The following is a 20,109-nucleotide window of genomic DNA, read 5'->3' as shown; positions in this document are numbered from 1 at the left end:
GCGATGAGTTTCCGTGCGGCCCCCGGTCTACCCCTCGAAAGCGCCACACGAGAGAAGAAGAGAGACCGAGATGTCCGCCACCATGATCTTCGTCAACCTGCCGGTCAAGGACCTCGACGCCAGCAAGGCCTTCTGGGCGAAGCTCGGCTACTCCTGCAACCCGCAGTTCACCGACGACACCGCCGCCTGCCTCGTCATCAGCGACACCATCTACGCGATGCTGCTGACCGAGCCCCGCTTCAAGGAGTTCACGCACAAGGCGATCGCGGACACCTCCACCACCACCGAGGCGCTGCTCTGCCTGAGCGCCGAGAGCCGGGAGAAGGTCGACGAGCTCGTCGACGCGGCCCTCGCGGCCGGCGCCACCGAGCCCCGCGCGGCCCAGGACCACGGCTTCATGTACGGCCGGGCCTTCGAGGACCTGGAGGGCCACACCTGGGAGATCATGTGGATGGACCCGGCGGCCGTCCAGGGCTGAGCCCCGTCGGCCGCCGCCCCGCGCTAGGCCGCCGCGGCGCCGGAGGCCACGGCGCCGGAGGTCACGGCGGTCCGCACCGGATAGGTCCGGACCGCCACCTCCTCGTCGTCCAGACAGCGGCCCGTCTCCAGGTCGAAACGCTGCTTGAGCAGCGGTGACGCCACGAACGGCCGGCCCTCCACGCAGCCCACGAGCCCGCGGGAGAGGACCGCCGCGCCCGTGAAGGGGTCCTGGTTGTCGACGGCGTACGTCCATCCCGAGCGGCCGAGGAACACCGCCGCCTGGCTCCCGTCGGGCAGCAGCGCCGCGACGCCCCGCCCCGGGATCATGTCGGACAGTTCGCACACCGTCAGCCAGCCCTCTCCCACCTGAAGTTCCACGGTCATCGGTTGCCTCCCACGGCGTCCAGCGGCTGAAGGGTCAGGACGGCCAGGTCGGGCTTGACCTGGTCGCGTTCGGGGACGAAGCGCACGGTCGGGTCGGGCGCGCCGGGCGCATTGACGAAGGAGACGAACCGGCGCAGCCGGTCCGGATCCTGGAGCGTCTCGGCCCACTCGTCGCGGTAGTTCGCGACGTGGTCGGCCATCAGCGCCTCCAGCTCGTCGCACAGCCCGAGCGAGTCGTGCACGACCACGTCCCGCAGGTGGTCGAGGCCGCCCTCCAGCCGGTCCAGCCAGGTGGACGTGCGCTCCAGCCGGTCCGCCGTGCGGATGTAGAACATCAGGAACCGGTCGATGAGCCGGACCAGCTCGGCGTCGGACAGGTCCTGGGCCAGGAGGTCGGCGTGGCGCGGGGTGGCCCCGCCGTTGCCCCCGACGTAGAGGTTCCAGCCGTTGGCCGTCGCGATGACCCCGAAGTCCTTGCTCTGCGCCTCCGCGCATTCGCGGGCGCAGCCGGAGACCGCCGACTTCAGCTTGTGCGGGGCGCGCAGCCCCCGGTAGCGCAGCTCCAGGTCGATGGCCATCCGCACGCTGTCCTGGACCCCGTAGCGGCACCAGGTCTGCCCCACGCAGGACTTCACCGTGCGCAGTGCCTTGCCGTACGCGTGCCCGGACTCGAATCCGGCGTCCACGAGCCGGGCCCAGATCCGCGGGAGCTGGTCCACGCTCGCGCCGAAGAGGTCGATGCGCTGGCCGCCGGTGATCTTCGTGTAGAGGCCGAAGTCGCGGGCCACCTCGCCGATCACGATGAGCCTGTCCGGGGTGATCTCGCCGCCGGGGATGCGCGGGACGACCGAGTACGAGCCGTTGCGCTGGAGGTTCGCGAGGAAGTGGTCGTTGGTGTCCTGCAGGGCGGCCTGCTCGCCGTCCAGGACGTAGCCGCTCGCGCCGAGCGTCGGGGCGAGCGAGGCGATGATCGAGCCGACGGCGGGCTTGCACACCTCGCAGCCGTCGCCGCCGCGGGCCTCCTGGCGGCCGTGCCCGTCGAGGAGCTGCTCGTACGAGGTCAGCTGCCGGGTGCGGACGATCTCGTACAGCTCGGCGCGGGTGAAGGGGAAGCAGCCGCACAGGCCCTTGTCGGCGGGGGCGGGCAGCAGCTGCCCGATCACCTTCAGACAGCTGCCGCAGCCGGTGCCCGCCTTGGTGCACTGCTTGACCTCGGGGAGGGTCGCGCAGGCCGTGATCGCCTTCTTGGTGACGTTGTGGCAGGAGCAGATCACGGCCGTGTCGGGCAGCGCGGACGGGCCGAGCCGGTCCGCGGGCGTGAGGCCGGCGGGCAGCACCAGCTGGTCGGGGCTGACGGGCGGGACGCTGCCGGTCAGCGGGCGCAGCAGCCCGTACGAGTCCGCGTCGCCGACCAGGACGCCGCCGAGCAGGACCCCGTCGGGGGAGACGACCAGCTTCTTGTAGACCCCGGAGCGGGAGTCGGAGTAGACGACGTCGAGGCTGCCCTCGGCGGCGCCGTGGGCGTCGCCGAAGGAGGCCACGTCCACGCCGAGCAGCTTGAGCTTGGTGGACAGGTCCGCCCCGGTGAACTCCTTCTCGCGGCCCAGCAGGTCCTCGGCCGCGGTCTCGGCCATCTCGTAGCCGGGCGCGACCAGGCCGTAGACCCGGCCGTCGGCGGCCAGCGCGCACTCGCCGATGGCGTACACGTGCGGGTCCGAGGTGCGGCAGCGGGCGTCCACCGCGATGCCGCCGCGCTCGCCGACGGCCAGGCCCGCATCGCGGGCCAGCTGGTCGCGGGGGCGGACACCGGCGGAGAAGACGACGAGCTCGGTGGCGACGGTGGAGCCGTCGGACAGCCGCATCCCGCTGACGCGGCCGTCCTCGCCGGTGACGACCTCCTGGGTGCCGACGCCGGTGTGGACCGTCAGCCCCATGCCCTCGATGGTGCGCAGCAGGGCGGCGCCGCCGCCCTCGTCGACCTGGACGGGCATCAGGCGCGGCGCGAACTCCACGATGCGCGTGGCGAGCCCGAGCCCCTGCAGGGCGCCGGCGGCCTCCAGCCCGAGCAGGCCGCCGCCCACGACCGCTCCGGTCGTGCGGGTCCGCGCGTACTCCTCGATGGCCAGGAGGTCCTCGATGGTGCGGTACACGAAGCAGCCGGGGGCGTCCTTGCCGGGGACGGGCGGCACGAACGGGTAGCTGCCCGTCGCCAGGACGAGCACGTCGTACGGGACCACCGTCCCGGAGCGGGAGGTGACGGTGCGGGCCTGCAGGTCGATGCTCTCGGCGGGGTCGCCGAGGCGGAGGTCGATGCCGTGCTGCTCCATGAAACCGGCGGGCACCAGGGAGAGCTCCTCCGGGCTGCTGCCCGAGAAGTACGAGGTGAGGTGCACGCGGTCGTACGCGGGCCGGGGCTCCTCGCAGAGCACGGTGATCCGGTGCGTGGCGGTGGCCCCGCGCTCGGCGAGTACCTCCAGGTAGCGCTGGCCGACCATGCCGTGGCCGATGAGCACGATGGCGGGGGTGGGCGTGGGTGCGGCCATGATCAGGAGCCTCCGTCGTCGGTGAGCAGGTGGAACAGGTCGGTCAGGGCTTCCTCGTCCTCCCAGCTGCGGGCGAGGGCGCCCACGCTGGAGAGTTCGCCGAGCAGGACGCCGCCGACGAGGCGGTCGCCGCGGACGACGACCTTGCGGTAGGTCCGGCGGGTGGCGTCCGAGAGCCGGACCACGTCGTCGCCGGGGAGCGGGGTGGTCTCGCCGAAGGCGGCGAGATCGAGCGGGCCGGACTCGCCGGCGGCCAGGGTGAGGCGGGTCAGGGCCCGGGTGCCGGTGTAGGCGGGGGGCGCGGCGGGTGCGGCGGCCCCGGCAGCGCCGGCGCCGGTCCGGCCGGCCCCGGCGGCCAGGAGTGCGGCGAGGGCGTCGGCCTGCTCCAGGGCGGGGCCCGCGAGGCCGTAGACCCGGCCCGCGTGCTCGGCGCAGTCGCCGATGGCGTGGATGTGCGGGTCGCTGGTGCGCAGCCGGTCGTCGACGACGATCCCGAGGCGGACCTCCAGGCCGGCGGCGCGGGCCAGGCCCGTCCGCGGCCGTACCCCGCAGGCCAGGACCACGGCGTCGGCGTCGAGCCGGTAGCCGTCGGCGAGCTCGACCCCGGTGACCCGGCGCCGGCCGTCCGCCGGGACCGCGCAGGTGCTCAGTCCGCGGACCCGGCACTCGGTGTGGATCTCGATGCCGAGGGCGGTCAGGTGGGCGTGCAGCAGCGCCGAGGCCTCCGCGTCCAGCTGGCGCTCCATCAGCCGCTCGCCCTGCTGGGCCAGGACCACCTGCGCGCCGCGCTCGGCCAGGGCGCGGGCCGCGGAGACGCCGAGCAGGCCGCCGCCGATCACCACCGCGCGCAGGCCGGGCGCGGTGGACACGGCCGCGGACAGCGCCAGGCAGTCGTCCATGGTGCGGAACGCGTGGACCCCGTCGGGGAGTTCCCCGCCGGCCGTACCGGCCGCCGCCCCGCTCTGCGCCGCCCGGGAGGCGCCGGCGGGCTCGAACAGCCCGCGCAGCGGCGGCAGCACCGCGTTGGAGCCGGTCGCCAGGACCAGTACGTCGTACCGCTCCGTGGTGCCGTCGTCGCAGTGCACCGCCCGCTCGGCCCGGTCGATCCGTACCGCCCGCACCCCGCGCCGCAGCACCGGGCCGGGCGCGGGGAGGGAGGCCACCTCCGGGGCGTACCGGCCCGCCAGCACCTCGGCGAGCAGGACCCGGTTGTACGGGACGTGCGCCTCCTCGCCGAGCACGGTGACGTCCGCGACCCGGCCCGCGCCGAGCCCCGCCGCGAGCCGGAGGCCCGCGAGGCCGCCGCCGATCACCACCACACGCTGCTGCTCCGAGGTCATGCCCCGAGCGTGCGCGGCCGCTGTTTCCCCTCCGCATCGCGCTTGTTACCCGGACGGAACGCCCACCTCAGCGCCTCGGCGGCGGGCCGGTGAGGCGCCGCCCGGGTGCCGCGGAGGCCGTCGGGGACGGCGCGAACCTCAACCTTTGCGCAAGTTTCCCGCAATGGATGGGCAGTGCATCGAGTCGGTCCCTAGGGTCGCCTTGTGCCTGACATATCCACGACCATGCTCATCGTCCTGTGCATCGCGGCCGCGGCGGCCGGCTGGATCGACGCCGTGGTGGGCGGCGGCGGCCTGCTGCTCCTCCCGACCCTGCTGCTCGGCCTGCCCCACGCCCAGCCCGCCGCCGTGCTCGGAACCAACAAGGCCGTCGCCATCGTGGGGACCACGGGGGCCGCCGTGACGTACGCCCGCAAAGCGCCGGTCGATGTGAAGCTTGCCGTCCGGATCGGCCTGGCGGCCGTCGCCGGGTCCATGGGCGGCGCCCTGCTGGCCGACGGGATCAGCAAGGACGCCATGCGCCCGCTGATCATGGCCGTGCTCCTGCTCGTCGGAGCGTTCGTCGTCTTCAAGCCCGCCTTCGGGACGGCCCCGGCTGCCGTCCCGGCGAGCCGGCAGCGGGTCCTGCTCGCCATCGGCCTCGCCGGTCTGGGCATCGGCTTCTACGACGGTCTGATCGGCCCCGGCACCGGTACCTTCCTCGTCCTCGCCCTGACCGCGCTGCTCCACCTGGACCTGGTCAACGCCTCCGCCACCGCCAAGATCGTCAACGTGTGCACGAACGCGGGCGCCCTCGCGATGTTCGCCTACCAGGGCCGGGTGCTGTGGCAGCTGGCCGCTCTGCTGGCGGCGTTCAACCTGGCCGGCGGGATGATCGGGGCGCGGACGGCGCTGAAGAAGGGCAGCGGCTTCGTCCGGGGCGTCCTGCTCACGGTGGTCGGCGCCCTGGTGCTCAAGCTCGGCTTCGAGCAGTTCGGCTGAGGCGGGCGCGGCGGGCGCGGCGGGCGCGGCGGTCGAGGCAGCCGAGCGGCCCGGCAGGGGCCGTCAGCGGGTGCCCGTGAGGTGGGCGAAGACGACGACGTTGCCCTGGTAGCCCGTGCGGGGCGAGAAGCGGCCGCCGCAGGTGATCACCCGCAGCTCGGCGCGCGCCGAAGGCCCGTACACGCGGGAGTCGGGGAAGCCCTTGGCGTCGTACACCTCGACCGCGTGGACGGTGAACACCGCCGTACGCCCGTCCGCCCGCCGGATTTCGACGGCGGCCCCGCGGCGCAGCGCGCCCAGCCGGTAGAAGACGGCCGGCCCGGAGGCGTGGTCCACGTGGCCGACGACGACGGCCGTGCCCACCGCGCCCGGGGTGGTGCCGTCGCGGTACCAGCCGGCCAGGTCGGGGCGGGCGGGCGGCGGTACTTCGAGGCTGCCGTCGCGCGCCAGCCCGAGCCCGGCCAGCGGGGCGTCGACCCGGATGGACGGGATCCGGATGCGGGTGGGCGGGGAGCCGGGAAGCGGGTCGATCCCGCCCGGGTACGGGGTGTGCCCGCTCAGCGCCTCGCCGGGGGAGGGCAGCGGGGGCCGGACGGACTCGCCGGAGCCGCTGTGGATGAGCCAGATGCCGATGCAGGCGGTGAGCGCGACGATCCCGCCGCGGCCGGCCCGGCCGGTGCCCATGAACGCCCCCTCGGTGCTCGGGGATCGGGTGCTCGGTGTGCTCGGTGTGCTCGGGTGGGAAGGCCGTCGCCCGGCCCCGCGAACGGGGGGACCTCGCGGGGCGGGCGACGGGGGACGGTACCGGTCGGGACCGCGGCAGGGCCGCGGTGGGCGCCCGTCAGCTCCGCGTGCCGCTCGCCCGGCGACGCAGGAGCCAGGTACCGCCGACGGCGGCCGCGGCCAGCAGGACCGCTCCCGCCGTGATCTTGGTGGGGTCGGCGGTTCTGGCCGTGCCACCGCCCACCCCCGTGCGCACGCTGCCCTGCGGACCGCGTTCGGTGACGACCAGGTCCCCGGTGGCGTACTTCCCGTCGGCGCAGGTCGCGCCGATGCTGTAGGTGCCCGGGCGGATGGTGCGGGCGACCTGGAACTGCCCGATGACCACCTCCTCGTGCGTGCCCGGGACCAGTTTGAAGCGGCCGCCGCCGACCATCGTGGCGTCGCCGTCGGCGTGGCTGCCCGGCCCGCAGGCCGTGGTGTTCACGGTGACCGTGCCCCCGGGGGCGGCCGACCGGGGCCAGACCTCCAGCACGGCGAAGTCGCCCGGGGCGCGGCCCGGCGCGGCCGCGGGTTCCACGGCGGCGGCCCCGCCCACGACCGGGCCGGAGACCGCGGCGGCGGTCAGCACGGCGGCGGTGAGCAGGTGGGCGGTGCGACGGCGCATGGGGGCTCCTGCCGGACACGGGGTCGTGGTCGGGTCGTGGTCCCGTGGTACCCCGGGCCGGCGGCACTCCGCCTGCTGATGCCGTGTCAGGCGGACTGCCGTGGCGCCCGTTTCCGCAGGTCAGGCCCGCCGCTTCGGCCGCGCGCGACCATCGCCCCGTCCGGGTGAAACGATGGGGGGCACCGCCACCGGGAGGTCGTGCAACGGCGGTGCGTACGGTGGGGGGCACAGGAGGATCCGGGACCGGGGTCCCGGAGCAAGAGCTGTCCGCCGCGTCCGAGGGAGGGCCCCGTGACACCAGCCGACCGGCCGCAGGAACCCGTACCCGTGCCCGGACCGGCACCGGCATCGGTGCTGACCGTACTGACCGTGCTGACCACCGTCGACTCGGCGGAGGCGGCCGCCGGGCTCGCCCGGTCCGCCGTGGAGTCCCGGCTCGCCGCGTGCGCCCAGGTCTCGGGTCCGGTGACCTCGGTCTACCGGTGGAAGGGCGAGGTGGAGACCGCCCAGGAGTGGCAGGTCCTGCTCAAGACCACCGCCGCGGCGTACCCGGCCCTGGAGGCCCGGCTGACCGCCGAGCACCCCTACGAGACGCCGGAGATCATCGCGACGCCGGTGGTGCGGGGCAGCGCCGGCTACCTGGCCTGGGTCGCGGAGGAGGTGGCGGCCCGATGACCGCCGAGCTGCCGTTCTTCGTGTACGGGACCCTCCGGCCCGGCGAGGTCAACCACGCGCTGTTCCTGCGGGGCCGCACGGCCGCCGAGGAGCCCGCCCGGCTCCCGGACGCGCTGCTGTACGACGGCCCAGGCTATCCGTACGCCGTCCAGTACGCCGGGTCGCAGATCGTCGGCGAGCTGATCACCCCGGCGCCCGGCGCGTACGCGCGGCTGCTGGCCGAGCTGGACCGGCTGGAGGAGTACCACGGCCCGAACCGGCCGCTCAACGTCTACGACCGGGTGCGGCGCGACGCGCTCCGCCCCGACGGCACCCGGACCCCGGCCTGGGTCTACCTGGCGGCGCCCGCGCTGGCCCGCCGGCTGCGCGAGAGCGGCACCGAGATACCCGGCGGCGACTGGCTGCACCGACGCTAGTGCCGCCGGCGCGGACGTCCCGCGGCGGCTACAGCCCTTCGGCGCCCCGGTTGCGCAGCCGCTGCCCGTACTGCTGGAGGACCCACAGCTCCTCCTGCACCGCGGCCAGCTGCTCCGGCGGGGCGTGGCTGCCCATGCGGGCCAGCGTGCCCTGGATCTCGTGGACCCGGCGGTCCACCGCGCGCAGCCTGACCTGGACCAGCTGCACGCCCGCGTACACCTCGTCCACCGTCTTGGCGTGGATGGCCTCCACCGCCAGCTCGGTGACGAGCGCGCGGACCGTGTCGTTGGGCGCGGCCTCGCGCACCCGGGCCAGGTAGCCGTCGGCGCCCGGGGCGGCGCCGCCCGCGTCCTGGATCGCCTGGCGCACGGCCGCGTAGGGCGGGGCGGTGAACTCGTCCACCCCGTACGCATCGAACGCCGGCGAGACCAGCTCCGGCCGCTGCAGGGCCAGCTTGAGCAGCTCGCGCTCGGTGCGGTGGGCCGGGCTGCGCAGGTTCAGCGCGGGACCGCCCGCGGGGGCGGCGGCCGGGGCGGGGACGGCCTCGTACGGGCGTCGGGCGGGGGCGGGCTGCTGCGGGCCGCCGCCGGGGCCGGGACGGCCGTTGCCGCGCTCGCGGGCCCAGCGCGCCAGCTGCGCGACCCGCTTGACGACGAACTGCTCGTCGCGGATGCCCAGCATGCCCGCCAGCTGGACCGCCGACTCGTGCTGGATCGCGATGTTCTTGATGCCGGCGACCACCGGGGCCGCCTCGTCCAGCGCGGCCGCCCGGCCCGCCGGGTGCTCCAGGTTGTGCCGGGCCACGATGTGCCGCAGCGCGAACTCGAACAGCGGGGTGCGGGACTCCACCAGCGCGGTGACGGCCGCGTCGCCCTCGGCCAGCCGCAGGTCGCACGGGTCCATGCCGCCGGGGGTGATCGCGATCGAGGTCTCGGCGGCGAACTTCTGGTCGTCCTCGAAGGCGCGCAGCGCGGCCTTCTGCCCGGCCGCGTCACCGTCGAAGGTGAAGATCACCTCGGCCGTGGCGTTGTCCATCAGCAGCCGGCGCAGGATCTTGACGTGCTCTCCGCCGAAGGCGGTGCCACAGGTCGCGATCGCGGTGGGAACCCCGGCCAGGTGGCAGGCCATCACGTCGGTGTAGCCCTCGACCACGACCGCCTGGGAGGTCCTGGCGATCTCCTTCTTGGCCAGGTCGATGCCGTAGAGCACCTGGGACTTCTTGTAGATCGCCGTCTCGGGCGTGTTCAGGTACTTCGGCCCGTTGTCGTCGTCGCGCAGCTTGCGGGCGCCGAAGCCGACGACCTCGCCGCTGATGTCGCGGATCGGCCACATCAGCCGGCCGCGGAAGCGGTCGATGGGCTTGCCGCTGCGGCTGTCCTGGGACAGGCCCGAGGTGATCAGCTCGCGGTCGCTGAAGCCCCGGCCGCGCAGGAAGCGGGTCAGGTGGTCCCAGCCGGCCGGGCTGTAGCCGACGCTGAAGTGCTCGGCCGCGGCCTGGTCGAAGCCCCGCTCGGCCAGGAAGCGGCGGGCGATCTCGGCCTCGGGGCTGCCCAGCTGTTCGATGTAGAACTGGGCGGCCGCCTTGTGGGCCTCGACCAGCCGGATCCGCTCGCCGCGGCCGCTGGTGCCGGCGGTGTAGCCGCCCTCCTCGTAGCGCAGGGTGATGCCGGCCTGCGCGGCCAGCCGCTCGACCGCCTCGGAGAACGACAGGTGGTCGATCTTCATGATGAAGTCGAGGGTGTCCCCGCCCGCCTGGCAGCCGAAGCAGTGGTAGAGACCCTTGCTGGGGCTGACCTGGAAGGACGGGGACTTCTCGTCGTGGAAGGGGCACAGGCCCTTGAGGTTGCCGCCGCCCGCGTTGCGCAGTTGGAGGTAGTCGGAGACCACGGCGTCGATCGGGACCGCGTCCCGTACCGCCTTCACGTCGTCGTCGTTGATCCGTCCTGCCACCCGTGAAGTCTACGGCCGGGCGCAGGAAAACCCTCAGGCGCCCTCGTCCGCCACCAGGGAGGCAAGCGGAACTGAAGGGTCCGCCAGTGCCTCGCGGTCGACCGCCGCCTTCGACCTGATCAGGGCCTGGATGTGCTCGGTGACGTCCCACACGTTCACGTTCATCCCGGCCAGGACCCGGCCCTGCGACAGCCAGAACGCGATGAACTCGCGCTTGGCCACGTCCCCCCGGATCAGGACCTGGTCGTACCCGCCGGGCGGGGCGTAGCCGGAGTACTCCATGCCCACGTCGTACTGGTCGGAGAAGAAGTACGGCACCCGGTCGTACGACACCTCCTGGCCCAGCATCGCCCGCGCGGCGGCCGGGCCGCCGTTGAGCGCGTTCGCCCAGTGCTCCACCCGCAGCCGCGTCCCCAGCAGCGGGTGGTGCGCGGCCGCCACGTCCCCCACCGCGAAGACGTCCGCGTCGGAGGTGCGCAGCGAGGCGTCCACGGCGATCCCGCCGCCGTGCTCCCGGTCCACCAGGGCCAGCCCGGAGGTCTCGGCGAGCGCGGTGCGCGGCGCGGCCCCGATCGCGGCGAGCACCGCGTGCGCCGGGTGCTCCTCCCCGTCGTCCGTCCGGGCGGCCAGCACCATGCCGTCCTGCCCGACGATCTCGGTGAGCCGCGCGCCGAAGTGGAAGCGGACCCCGTGCTCGGTGTGCAGGTCCGCGAAGAGCCGGCCGATCTCCGGGCCGAGCACCGCGTGCAGCGGCGTGGCCAGCGGTTCGACCACGGTCACCTCGGCGCCGTACTCCCGGGCCGCGGCGGCGACCTCCAGCCCGATCCAGCCGGCGCCCGCGATGAGCAGGTGGCCGTTGTCCCGGCCGAGGGTGGCCAGGACGCCGCGCAGCCGCTCCGCATGGGCCAGCCGGCGCAGGTGGTGCACCCCGGCCAGCCCCGTGCCCGGGATGTCGAGGCGGCGCGGCTCGGCACCGGTGGCCAGCAGCAGCTTGTCGTAGGGCAGCGCCGTGCCGTCGACGAGGACCACCTTCTTGGCCTCCCGGTCCAGGTGCACGGCGGGCTGGCCGAGGTGCAGCTCGATGTCGGCGCGGGCGTACCAGGACGGCTCGTGGACGAAGACGCTGTCGCGCTCCTCCTTGCCCTGGAGGTAGCCCTTGGACAGCGGGGGCCGTTCGTACGGATGGTCGCGCTCGTCCCCGATCAGGATCACCCGCCCCGTGAACCCCTCGGACCTCAGCGTCTCGGCCGCCTTGGCCCCCGCCAGCCCTGCGCCCACGATGACGAACGTCCGGTGTGCGTCGACCACCTGATGCCTCCTCATAACCTCACCGCCACTTGCGACCACAAGCGAGCGTCCCGCACGGAGCCTGCCCCGGGAAGGGGGAGTGGCCCGATCGGATCACCCGGCTGCGCGGCGGGAGTGCAGGACGAGCCTGGCGTGCAGGGAGCGCGCCGAGGCGTCGGTGAGCGCCGCGATCTGGTCGATGACCGCGCGTTTGCGGGCCCTGTCGTCCGGGGCGGCATCGAAGATGGCCCGGAACTGCGGGTCCAGGCCCTCGGGCGCGCGGGCCTGCAGCGCCTCCGCCAGTTCGGCCAGGACGATGCGCTGGTCGGCGCGCAGCCGCTCCTGCTCGTCGCGCTGCATCACGTACAGGTCGGCGACCGACTTCAGGACCGCGCACTCGTTGCGCGCCTCGCGCGGGACCACCAGCTCCGCTGCGTAACGGGTCAGCCGGCCGGAGCCGTACGCCTCGCGGGTGGCGCCCTCCGCGGCCAGGCAGAACCGGCCGATCAGCTGGCTGGTGGCGTCCTTCAGACGGGCCTGGGCGACGGCCGAGCCGTCGTACCCGTGCGGCCACCACTCCTGGTCCATCAGCCGGTCGAGGGCCTCGCGCAACTCCTCCGGATCGGTGTCGGCCGGCACGTAGCGCCCGATCGCGACCCGCGCGATCGCGGCGCGCTCGGGCTCCGCGAAGAGCATGTTGGGATCGATGTGCCCGGCGTGCAGGCCGTCCTCGAAGTCGTGGACGGAGTACGCCACGTCATCGGACCAGTCCATGACCTGCGCCTCGAAGCACTTGCGGTCGGCGGGCGCACCGCGCCGCAGCCACTCGAAGACGGGCAGGTCGTCGTCGTACGCGCCGAACTTGACCGAGTCCGGGTCGGTCGGGTGCCCGCCGCGGGGCCAGGGATACTTGGTGGCCGCGTCCAGGCAGGCACGGGTGAGGTTGAGGCCCACGCTGACGGGGGCGCCGGTCTGCGGATCGGCCGTGAACCGCTTCGGCTCCAGGCGGGTCAGCAGGCGCAGCGACTGGGCGTTGCCCTCGAAGCCGCCGCAGTCCTTGGCGAACTCGTTCAGCGCCTCCTCGCCGTTGTGCCCGAACGGCGGGTGGCCCATGTCGTGCGAGAGGCAGGCGGCCTCGACCAGGTCGGGATCGCAGCCGAGGGCAGCGCCGAGCTCGCGGCCCACCTGCGCGCACTCCAGGGAGTGCGTCAGCCGCGTACGGGGGCTCGCGTCCCAGTCGAAGCTGCGGGTGCCCGGGGTGACCACCTGGGTCTTCCCGGCGAGGCGGCGCAGCGCCCCCGAGTGCAGCACGCGGGCGCGGTCGCGCTGGAAGGCGGTCCGGCCCGGCCGTTTGTCGGGCTCGGCCACCCAGCGCTCGGTGTCCGCCGGGTCGTAGGGCTCGCGGGGGCTGCCGGAGCCGGGACGGACGGGTGCGGTGCCTGCCATGCCTTCCATGCTCAGACGGTAACCGGGACCGCCGACAATGCGAGCAATTCGAGCAGGGGCGCGCTCTTCACGCGGTGGCCAGCTCCAGAGGGGTCCGCCGCAGGGCCGCGGCCTCGTCGTAGCGCTGCAGCACCAGCCGGGCGAGGGCCGGGTGGTCGCCGAGCGGGGCGGCCGCCGGGCCGGTCGCGGCGGCCGCGCTCTGCACGGAGAAGCGGCCCGGGGCGGTGAAGTACGAGGCCACCGCGACCCGGTGGTGGCCGCGCGCGGCCAGGGCGCGGACCGCGTCGGGCACGGTGGGCGCGGCGCCGGAGGCGTAGGCCGGCACCACGGCCGCCCCGCCCAGGCGCTCGGAGAGCAGGGCGGCGGTGCGGCGGGTGTCGGCGGCCGCGTCGGGGTCGCGCGAGCCGGCGGCGGCGAGCACGACCGCCCCGCCGCCGGACGCGCCGCCGGATGCGCCGGCGGAGGTCCGGCCCGCCTCAAGCAGGCGTTCGCACAGGGCCTCGACCAGCAGCGGGTGCGGGCCGAGCGGGGCGGCGACCCGGGCGTCCGGGTGGCGGGCCGCGGCCGCGGGCAGGTCCCGCTTGACGTGGTACCCCCGGCCGAGGAGCAGGGGGACGAGCACGGCCGGGCCGTCGGTCCGCCCCAGGGTGTCGGCGAGCAGCGGCCGGTTCAGCTCGATGTGGCCGAGGCGGACCTCGAGACGGGGGCGGAGCTCGCGGACGCGCTCCAGCAGGGCCTGGACGGTGGGCAGGGCGCGCGGGTCGCGGCTGCCGTGGGCGACGGCGACGAGGGTGGGCTGCATGCGTGGGCTCCGAGGTGCCGGGCCCCCGGCGGGCGCAGTCCGCGCAGCTGCGTGCCGAGTTGGGCGGTGATCCGGGTCAGCAGCTCCGCGGCGGTGGCGGGGGGAAGCGGGAGGGAAGGGGACTCGGGAGGGTGCACCGGCTCCGTCATGGATCGATCCTGCGGGCCGCAGGTTGCGTGGGCGTTGCGCCGGGGTGACGGGTGTTTTCCGGGTGCTCACTCGGTCATCCGGCCGAGTGAAAGAGCCGGTCGGGGGAACTGGGACCCCGGACTTGACCGTCCAAGTGTGCGAAGGATGTGTACGGGGCGCGGGGCGCGGTGCGCGGTGCGCAGGCGCGGGCGGCGGGGGAGGGTGACGGTCGTGGAGGCGAAGGGCATGCGGGTGCGCGAGCGGGTGCGGCGGGCGGCGGTGGCACTGCGGCCCCGGCTGCCGCGCACCGTGCGCGGCCGGCGGCGGGCCGTCCAGGCCGTGATGGCGGGCTGCGTCCTCGCGCTGCTCCCGTCGGCGTGGACGCACGCGGTGGCCGCGGACCGGCTGCGCACCACGGCCGACGCGCCGCCCGCCGAGGTGGCGGTGGTGTTCGGGGCCGGGCTGCTGAACGGGCGGCCGACCCCGTACCTGGCGCGCCGGCTCGACGCGGCGGCCGAGCTGTACCGCACCGGGAAGGTCAAGGTCGTCCTCGTCACCGGGGACAACAGCCGCACCGAGTACGACGAGCCCGACGCGATGCGCACGTACCTGACCCGGCACGGCGTGCCGGGGGAGCGGATCGTCAGCGACTTCGCCGGGTTCGACACGTGGGACTCGTGCGTGCGGGCCCGGAAGATCTTCGGGGTGGAGCGGGCGGTGCTGATCAGCCAGGGCTTCCACATACGCCGGGCCGTTGCACTGTGCGGGGCGGCCGGCGTGGACTCCTACGGCGTCGGGGTGGACGACGAGCACGACGCGACCTGGTACTACGGCGGCACCCGCGAGGTGTTCGCGGCCGGCAAGGCGGCCCTGGACGCGACCTTCAAGCCGGGCCCGCAGTTCCTGGGCCCGAAGGAGCCGGGCGTCTCCCGCGCCCTGGCCACCCCGCGAACCTGACCCGCCGCCGGTGGCCCGGCAGCCAGGTGGCCCGCCGACCCGCCGGGCGGTGCCGCCATTTCGACCTCGCCGTCGTTGTCGAAGCCGAGGGTCGGGCATATCCAGCCTCGCCGGCGTTTGAGGCGCGGGTCCGGGCGGAGCCCGGTGCCCGGCGGAGCCGGGTTGCTCCTTCGGCGGCAGGCGGCGAGGCGGGTCGGCCGGGCCGGACAGGGGCGGTCCTCACCGGGGGGTCCGGGAGGCGCTGAGGGGGTCGTACGGGAGGTGTAACCGGAGGCGGCGGCCCGCGTAACACCGCCCCCGCACGCTGGCCGGTATGCACACCCCGGACACCGCCACCGCCACCCACTGCCCGTACTGCGCCCTCCAGTGCGGCATGAACCTCCGCCCCACGCCGAACGGCACGGGCGTGGCGGTGGAGGAGCGGGCCGACTTCCCCGTGAACCGGGGCGCCCTCTGCGGCAAGGGCCGCACCGCGCCCGCCGTGCTCTCCTCCCGGGTGCGCCTGACCGAGCCGCTGATCCGCACCCATGCCGGGCGGCTGGAGCCGGCCACCTGGGAGGAGGCCCTCGACGCCGTCGCCGAGGGCCTCGCCCGCACCCGCCACGCCCACGGCCCCGACGCGGTCGGCGTCTTCGGCGGCGGCGGCCTCACCAACGAGAAGGCGTACGCGCTCGGCAAGTTCGCCCGCGTCGCGCTGCGCACCTCCCAGATCGACTACAACGGCCGCTTCTGCATGTCCTCGGCCGCCGCCGCCCACCAGCGGGCCTTCGGACTCGACCGCGGACTGCCCTTCCCGCTGGAGGACATCCCGCGCACCGGCTGCGTGATCCTCGTCGGCTCGAACCCGGCCGAGACCATGCCGCCCGCCCTGCGCTACTTCACCGAGCTCAAGGCGAACGGCGGCACCCTGATCGTCGTCGACCCGCGCCGCACCCGCACCGCCGAGCACGCCGACCTGCACCTGGCCCCCCGCCCGGGCACCGACCTCGCGCTCGCCCTCGGCCTGCTGCACCTGGTCGTCGCCGAGGGCCGCACCGACGAGGCGTTCATCGCGGAGCGCACCACCGGCTGGGAGGAGGCCCGCGCGGCGGCCATGGCGCACTGGCCGGAGCTGGTCGAGCGGATCACCGGCGTCCCCGTGCCGAAGCTCCGCGAGGCGGTCTCCCTGTTCTGCGCCCCGTCCTCGGCCATGGTGCTCACCGCCCGCGGGCCCGAGCAGCAGTCCAAGGGCACCGACACCGTCGGTGCGTGGATCAACCTGTGCCTGGCCACCGGCCGGGCCGGCCGGCCGCTCTCCGGCTACGGCTGCCTCACCGGCCAGGGCAACGGGCAGGGCGGCCGCGAGCACGGCCAGAAGGCCGACCAGCTCCCCGGCTACCGCAAGCTCGCCGACCCGGCCGCCCGCGCCCACGTCGCGGAGGTCTGGGGCGTCGACCCCGACAGCCTGCCCGGCCCGGGCCGCAGCGCGTACGAACTCCTCGACGCCCTCGGCACGGACGTGAAGGCGCTGCTCCTCATGGGCTCCAACCCGGTGGTCTCGGCCCCCCGGGCCGCCCACGTCGAGGACCGCATCCGCTCCCTGGACTTCCTGGCCGTGGCCGACGTGGTCCTCTCCGAGACCGCGGCCCTCGCGGACGTGGTCCTGCCCGTCACCCAGTGGGCGGAGGAGACCGGCACCACGACCAACCTGGAGGGCCGGGTCCTGCTGCGCCGCCGCGCCCTGAGCCCGCCGCCGGGCGTCCGCAGCGACCTGGAGGTCCTGCACGGGCTCGCCGCCCGCCTCGGCATCGAGAAGGGCTTCCCGACCGCCCCCGAGGAGGTCTTCGAGGAACTCCGCCGGGCCTCCGCCGGCGGCCCGGCCGACTACTCCGGCATCTCCTACGCCCGCATCGAGACCGAGCAGGGCGTCTTCTGGCCCTGCCCCGAGGGTTCCCCGGGGCAGCCCCGGCTCTTCCTGGACCGGTTCGCCACCGAGGACGGCCGGGCCCGCTTCGCACCCGTCTCCCACCGGGACGCGGCCGAAGTCCCCGACGCCGAGTACCCGATCCTGCTCACCACCGGCCGGGTGGTCGCCCAGTACCAGTCCGGCGCCCAGACCCGCCGGGTGGACGAGCTGAACGCGGCGGCCCCCGGCCCGTTCGTGGAGCTCCACCCCCGCCTGGCCGCCCGCCTGGGCGCCGTCGAGGGCACCCCGCTCGCGGTCGTCTCCCGCCGCGGCCGCGCCGTCGCCCCGGCCCGCATCACCGACGCGATCCGTGCGGACACGGTGTTCATGCCGTTCCACTGGCCGGGCGAGGGCCGCGCCAACACCCTGACCAACCCGGCCCTGGACCCGGTCTCCCGGATGCCGGAGTTCAAGGTCTGCGCGGTCCGCGTCGAACCGGTGCCCTAGCGAACACCCGCTAGGCGAACACCCGCTCCACCGCGGCCAGCAGGCGTCGTACGAGACCCGGCTCGTCGATGCCGAGCGAGGGGTACTCGGCCCGGAAGCCGCTCCAGTCGGTGTCGGCGAACCCGTCGAACGTTGCGGGCGAGAGCGGCACCATGCCCGCGACCTCGAACTCGCCGGACAGCCGGAACACCTCCTCCAGCAGCTCGCGCGACAGCGTGCAGCCCTCCGCCAGCAGCACCGCGTCGTACAGGTCCTTGCCCTGCGGGTAGAGGTCCCCGGCCAGCCACATCAGCTTCCACGCGAGGGAGAGTTCGCGCGTGGCGCCGAGCAGCGGGACCCCGGCCACCTCCACCGGCTCGGGGTCCGCCGGCAGCGGCTCGTTGAAGACGAAGTCCAACTGGACCTGCCCGCCCGGCAGTCCCGGCGCGTACCAGGGCAGCACCAGCCGCCGGCCGGGCACGCGCTCGTACGTCCAGATGTACTCGGACGCCGCCTCGCCGGCCGGCATGTCCAAGCCCCCGGCGAGCCGTTCGGCGGCCGCGGCGATCTCGTCGAGCATCCGCCCGGTGCGGTCCTCCTCGATCCGCCAGTCCGCCGGGACGACGACGAAGTCCAGGTCGTGCGGCTCCCGCGCCGCGGGTCCGAACCACTGCGCCATGAGCATGCTGCCGCGCAGCACCAGCGAGGGCGCCCATCCGGCGTCGTGCACGGCACGCAGGGCGACTTCCATCGCGGTGCGCCGGGCCCGCAGCCAGGCCTCGCGGACCACCGGGTCCTCGATGCTCGGATCCAGCGGCCGGTACGCGTCGTCGAACTGCTTCAGCGCCGGGTCGAACACCCGGTGCCGGGCGGCGTCGTCGCCGACTCCGGCGGTCAGCGTGTACGGCAGCTCCATCTTCCGGTGGAGGCGGTCACCCAGCGACTCGTTCCCCCACGGCCCGTCCGGAATCGACGGCTTCCACTCCCCGCCGCTCATGCGGTCTTCCCCTCCTCGATCCAGCCCTCGTCCACCGACAGGTCGCTGTCGTACAGCACGAACTCCCGCTCCTGCGCGTCGATGTCGTGGCCGGCGGCCGTGAGTTCCGCGACCAGCGCGTCGCAGGCGCGACCCGCTCCGGCCGCGCCCTCTGCGCCCGCGGGCCCCCGCCACCGCTGGGTGACGAAGCGCTCCTGGCGGCCGTCGGCCCGTACGCGGCGGGCGTTCCACGACAGGTGCGCCCCGTGCGGGGCCACCAGGGCCTCCAGGCGGGCCCGGTCGTGGCCGGCCGGGAGCAGCAGCTTCAGGTGGTGCTCGAAGTAGCCGCCGCCCGGCCCCGGCCGGTCCGCGGTCCACGGCACCGTCTCCACCTTGACCCGGACCGGGTCGAAGCCGTCCGCCCGCAGCCGCGGCACCAGCTCCTCGTGGCCGCCGCGGTCCCGCAGGGTCAGCATCGGCTGCGAGACCATCCGGCCCCGGGCCAGCACGATGTGGGTCATCTTCAGCCCGCGGGCCCCGGCCCAGGCCTCCAGCCGGACCAGCTCCGCCGGGTCCGGGCAGCGCACGGTGATGTGGGTTTCGTACTCGGACATGGAATCGATCTTCTCGGACATGCGTCCGATCCGCATCGGGGTTCTCCGCGGCGGGTAACCATCCGGTCACGCACCGGTCCCAGAAAGTGCTCGCACGCCCCTCGTGGCGGCGATGTGTCGTACCCCACACTGAATTGCGGTGCCACCGTCCTCGGAGCCCTGGAGGTCGCCCCCGTGCAGACCCGGATCCTGCCCGTCAACGTGAGCCCGCCCGCGCACGACACCCAGGCCGTCGAGGGCGAAGAGCCCGAGACCGGGCCGGGGGTCGAGCCCGCGGCCGGGACACCGGGCGAAGCGGATGCAGCGCCCGACGCCGTGGACGACGAGCACGACGAGCACGACGAGCCCGAGGTGCTGGAACTGATCGAGCAGGCCCCGGAGCAGCGCGGACGCGGCGAGAGCGGCGCCGCCGGGGGCCCGTCCGCCGACCTGTTCCGCCAGTACCTGCGCGAGATCGGCAGGATCCCGCTGCTGACCGCGGCCGAGGAGGTCGAGCTCGCGCGCCGCGTCGAGGCCGGGCTCTTCGCCGAGGAGAAGCTCGCCAACACCCCCGACCTCGACCTGCGGCTCGCCCTCGACCTCGACCGGCTCGTCGTCATGGGCCGGATGGCCAAGCGGCGGCTCATCGAGTCGAACCTGCGGCTCGTCGTCTCCGTCGCCAAGCGCTACGTGGGCCGCGGGCTCACCATGCTCGACCTCGTACAGGAGGGCAACCTCGGCCTCATCCGGGCCGTCGAGAAGTTCGACTACGCCCGCGGCTACAAGTTCTCCACCTACGCCACCTGGTGGATCCGCCAGGCGATGTCGCGGGCCCTCGCCGACCAGGCCCGCACCATCCGCGTGCCCGTGCACGTCGTGGAGCTCATCAACCGCGTGGTGCGCGTGCAGCGCCGCATGCTCCAGGAGCGCGGGTACGAGCCCACCGCCGAAGAGGTCGCCGTCCACCTGGAACTGACGCCCGAGCGGGTGCTGGAGGTGCTGCGCCTGGCTCAGGAGCCGGTCTCGCTGCACGCGCCCGTCGGCGAGGAGGACGACGTCGCCCTCGGCGACCTGATCGAGGACGGCGACGCCGCATCCCCGATGGAGTCCGCCGCGTTCTTCCTGCTGCGCGAGCACCTGGAGGCCGTGCTGTCGACCCTCGGCGAGCGCGAGCGCAAGGTGGTCCAGCTGCGCTACGGCCTGGCCGACGGCAGGCCCCGCACCCTCGAGGAGATAGGGCGCATCTTCGGCGTGACGCGCGAGCGCATCCGCCAGATCGAGTCCAAGACCCTCGGCAAGCTGCGCGACCACGCCTTCGCCGACCAACTGCGCGGCTACCTCGACTAGTGCCGTGACCGCAGACGCACGGCGGGGGCGGGCCCGGCACCGGC

18 protein-coding genes are annotated in these 20,109 nt (G+C 74.7%); 7 read left to right on the top strand and 11 right to left on the bottom strand.

The window, feature by feature from the left end; translation table 11 throughout:
- The first annotated feature begins 70 nt into the window (after positions 1-70).
- Entirely contained in the window at positions 71-478 is a 408-nt protein-coding gene (locus tag ABZ924_RS06890) for a VOC family protein (RefSeq protein WP_361905191.1), read from the top strand.
- 23 nt (positions 479-501) lie between these two features.
- Here the strand turns inward: ABZ924_RS06890 and nirD are convergent, their stop codons facing one another.
- The 3 genes from nirD to ABZ924_RS06875 are packed head-to-tail and all read right to left on the bottom strand — an operon-like array spanning position 502 to position 4,747.
- Entirely contained in the window at positions 502-864 is a 363-nt protein-coding gene (gene nirD / locus ABZ924_RS06885; RefSeq protein ID WP_361905189.1) for a nitrite reductase small subunit NirD, read from the bottom strand.
- Entirely contained in the window at positions 861-3,407 is a 2,547-nt protein-coding gene (gene nirB, locus ABZ924_RS06880) for a nitrite reductase large subunit NirB (protein WP_361905187.1), read from the bottom strand. Before nirB ends, nirD begins: the two co-directional genes overlap by 4 nt.
- Before the next feature lie 2 nt (positions 3,408-3,409).
- Positions 3,410-4,747, bottom strand: coding sequence for an FAD-dependent oxidoreductase (locus ABZ924_RS06875; protein ID WP_361905184.1), 1,338 nt, complete (start codon positions 4,745-4,747; stop codon positions 3,410-3,412).
- A gap of 204 nt (positions 4,748-4,951) precedes the next feature.
- On the opposite strand from ABZ924_RS06875, the gene ABZ924_RS06870 reads away from it, so the two are divergent.
- Positions 4,952-5,728: a TSUP family transporter gene (locus ABZ924_RS06870; RefSeq protein WP_361905181.1), complete on the top strand. Its 777-nt coding sequence runs from the start codon at positions 4,952-4,954 to the stop codon at positions 5,726-5,728.
- Positions 5,729-5,791: 63 nt separating this feature from the next.
- Here ABZ924_RS06870 and ABZ924_RS06865 read toward each other — a convergent pair whose 3' ends face one another.
- Positions 5,792-6,412, bottom strand: coding sequence for a class F sortase (locus ABZ924_RS06865; RefSeq protein ID WP_361905178.1), 621 nt, complete (start codon positions 6,410-6,412; stop codon positions 5,792-5,794).
- Between the two features lie 157 nt (positions 6,413-6,569).
- Positions 6,570-7,115, bottom strand: a complete 546-nt coding sequence (locus ABZ924_RS06860; protein ID WP_361905175.1) for a hypothetical protein — start codon at positions 7,113-7,115, stop codon at positions 6,570-6,572.
- A 351-nt stretch (positions 7,116-7,466) separates the two neighbouring features.
- Between ABZ924_RS06860 and cutA the strand changes: the two genes are divergently transcribed.
- Complete coding sequence (cutA, locus tag ABZ924_RS06855) at positions 7,467-7,790, top strand: divalent-cation tolerance protein CutA (RefSeq protein WP_361905399.1); 324 nt, start codon at positions 7,467-7,469, stop codon at positions 7,788-7,790.
- Entirely contained in the window at positions 7,787-8,206 is a 420-nt protein-coding gene (locus ABZ924_RS06850) for a gamma-glutamylcyclotransferase family protein (RefSeq protein WP_361905172.1), read from the top strand. The genes cutA and ABZ924_RS06850 overlap by 4 nt, the downstream gene beginning before the upstream one ends.
- Before the next feature lie 28 nt (positions 8,207-8,234).
- Here ABZ924_RS06850 and dnaG read toward each other — a convergent pair whose 3' ends face one another.
- The 4 genes from dnaG to ABZ924_RS06830 all read right to left on the bottom strand — a co-directional run bounded on the left by dnaG (position 8,235) and on the right by ABZ924_RS06830 (position 13,692).
- A complete protein-coding gene (gene dnaG / locus ABZ924_RS06845; RefSeq protein WP_361905169.1) occupies positions 8,235-10,157 on the bottom strand; it encodes a DNA primase in 1,923 nt (640 codons plus the stop codon).
- 33 nt (positions 10,158-10,190) lie between these two features.
- The gene (locus tag ABZ924_RS06840; protein ID WP_361905166.1) at positions 10,191-11,465 is read right to left on the bottom strand and encodes an FAD-dependent oxidoreductase; all 1,275 of its coding nucleotides are present in this window, start codon (positions 11,463-11,465) and stop codon (positions 10,191-10,193) included.
- Positions 11,466-11,558: 93 nt separating this feature from the next.
- Positions 11,559-12,899, bottom strand: coding sequence for a deoxyguanosinetriphosphate triphosphohydrolase (locus ABZ924_RS06835; protein WP_361905163.1), 1,341 nt, complete (start codon positions 12,897-12,899; stop codon positions 11,559-11,561).
- A 58-nt stretch (positions 12,900-12,957) separates the two neighbouring features.
- A complete protein-coding gene (locus ABZ924_RS06830) occupies positions 12,958-13,692 on the bottom strand; it encodes a CbiX/SirB N-terminal domain-containing protein (protein ID WP_361905160.1) in 735 nt (244 codons plus the stop codon).
- A 375-nt stretch (positions 13,693-14,067) separates the two neighbouring features.
- Between ABZ924_RS06830 and ABZ924_RS06825 the strand changes: the two genes are divergently transcribed.
- The gene (locus ABZ924_RS06825) at positions 14,068-14,778 is read left to right on the top strand and encodes an ElyC/SanA/YdcF family protein (protein ID WP_361905396.1); all 711 of its coding nucleotides are present in this window, start codon (positions 14,068-14,070) and stop codon (positions 14,776-14,778) included.
- Between the two features lie 313 nt (positions 14,779-15,091).
- On the top strand, positions 15,092-17,170 hold the full coding sequence (locus ABZ924_RS06820) for a molybdopterin oxidoreductase family protein (RefSeq protein ID WP_361905157.1): 2,079 nt from the start codon (positions 15,092-15,094) through the stop codon (positions 17,168-17,170).
- Between the two features lie 10 nt (positions 17,171-17,180).
- Here ABZ924_RS06820 and ABZ924_RS06815 read toward each other — a convergent pair whose 3' ends face one another.
- Entirely contained in the window at positions 17,181-18,146 is a 966-nt protein-coding gene (locus ABZ924_RS06815; RefSeq protein ID WP_361905154.1) for a nucleotidyl transferase AbiEii/AbiGii toxin family protein, read from the bottom strand.
- Positions 18,143-18,739, bottom strand: a complete 597-nt coding sequence (locus tag ABZ924_RS06810; RefSeq protein WP_361905151.1) for a hypothetical protein — start codon at positions 18,737-18,739, stop codon at positions 18,143-18,145. The genes ABZ924_RS06815 and ABZ924_RS06810 overlap by 4 nt, the downstream gene beginning before the upstream one ends.
- A gap of 174 nt (positions 18,740-18,913) precedes the next feature.
- On the opposite strand from ABZ924_RS06810, the gene ABZ924_RS06805 reads away from it, so the two are divergent.
- Entirely contained in the window at positions 18,914-20,065 is a 1,152-nt protein-coding gene (locus ABZ924_RS06805) for an RNA polymerase sigma factor (RefSeq protein ID WP_361905393.1), read from the top strand.
- Positions 20,066-20,109: the final 44 nt, after the last annotated feature.

Origin of the sequence: Streptomyces sp. NPDC046876 (assembly GCF_040645035.1) — a bacterium.
Taxonomy (GTDB): Bacteria; Actinomycetota; Actinomycetes; order Streptomycetales; family Streptomycetaceae; genus Streptomyces.
Note: the sequence above shows the minus strand (reverse complement) of the source record. Positions and strands in the feature narration are given on the sequence as shown.

Excerpts from the sequence above, each read along its gene's own strand:
- ABZ924_RS06890 (WP_361905191.1), top strand. The coding sequence starts at position 71 with ATGTCCGCCACCATGATCTTCGTCAACCTGCCGGTCAAGGACCTCGAC.
- nirD (WP_361905189.1), bottom strand. The coding sequence starts at position 864 with ATGACCGTGGAACTTCAGGTGGGAGAGGGCTGGCTGACGGTGTGCGAA.
- nirB (WP_361905187.1), bottom strand. The coding sequence starts at position 3,407 with ATGGCCGCACCCACGCCCACCCCCGCCATCGTGCTCATCGGCCACGGC.
- ABZ924_RS06875 (WP_361905184.1), bottom strand. The coding sequence starts at position 4,747 with ATGACCTCGGAGCAGCAGCGTGTGGTGGTGATCGGCGGCGGCCTCGCG.
- ABZ924_RS06865 (WP_361905178.1), bottom strand. The coding sequence starts at position 6,412 with ATGGGCACCGGCCGGGCCGGCCGCGGCGGGATCGTCGCGCTCACCGCC.
- ABZ924_RS06860 (WP_361905175.1), bottom strand. The coding sequence starts at position 7,115 with ATGCGCCGTCGCACCGCCCACCTGCTCACCGCCGCCGTGCTGACCGCC.
- ABZ924_RS06850 (WP_361905172.1), top strand. The coding sequence starts at position 7,787 with ATGACCGCCGAGCTGCCGTTCTTCGTGTACGGGACCCTCCGGCCCGGC.
- ABZ924_RS06835 (WP_361905163.1), bottom strand. The coding sequence starts at position 12,899 with ATGGAAGGCATGGCAGGCACCGCACCCGTCCGTCCCGGCTCCGGCAGC.
- ABZ924_RS06830 (WP_361905160.1), bottom strand. The coding sequence starts at position 13,692 with ATGCAGCCCACCCTCGTCGCCGTCGCCCACGGCAGCCGCGACCCGCGC.
- ABZ924_RS06825 (WP_361905396.1), top strand. The coding sequence starts at position 14,068 with ATGCGGGTGCGCGAGCGGGTGCGGCGGGCGGCGGTGGCACTGCGGCCC.
- ABZ924_RS06820 (WP_361905157.1), top strand. The coding sequence starts at position 15,092 with ATGCACACCCCGGACACCGCCACCGCCACCCACTGCCCGTACTGCGCC.
- ABZ924_RS06815 (WP_361905154.1), bottom strand. The coding sequence starts at position 18,146 with ATGAGCGGCGGGGAGTGGAAGCCGTCGATTCCGGACGGGCCGTGGGGG.
- ABZ924_RS06810 (WP_361905151.1), bottom strand. The coding sequence starts at position 18,739 with ATGTCCGAGTACGAAACCCACATCACCGTGCGCTGCCCGGACCCGGCG.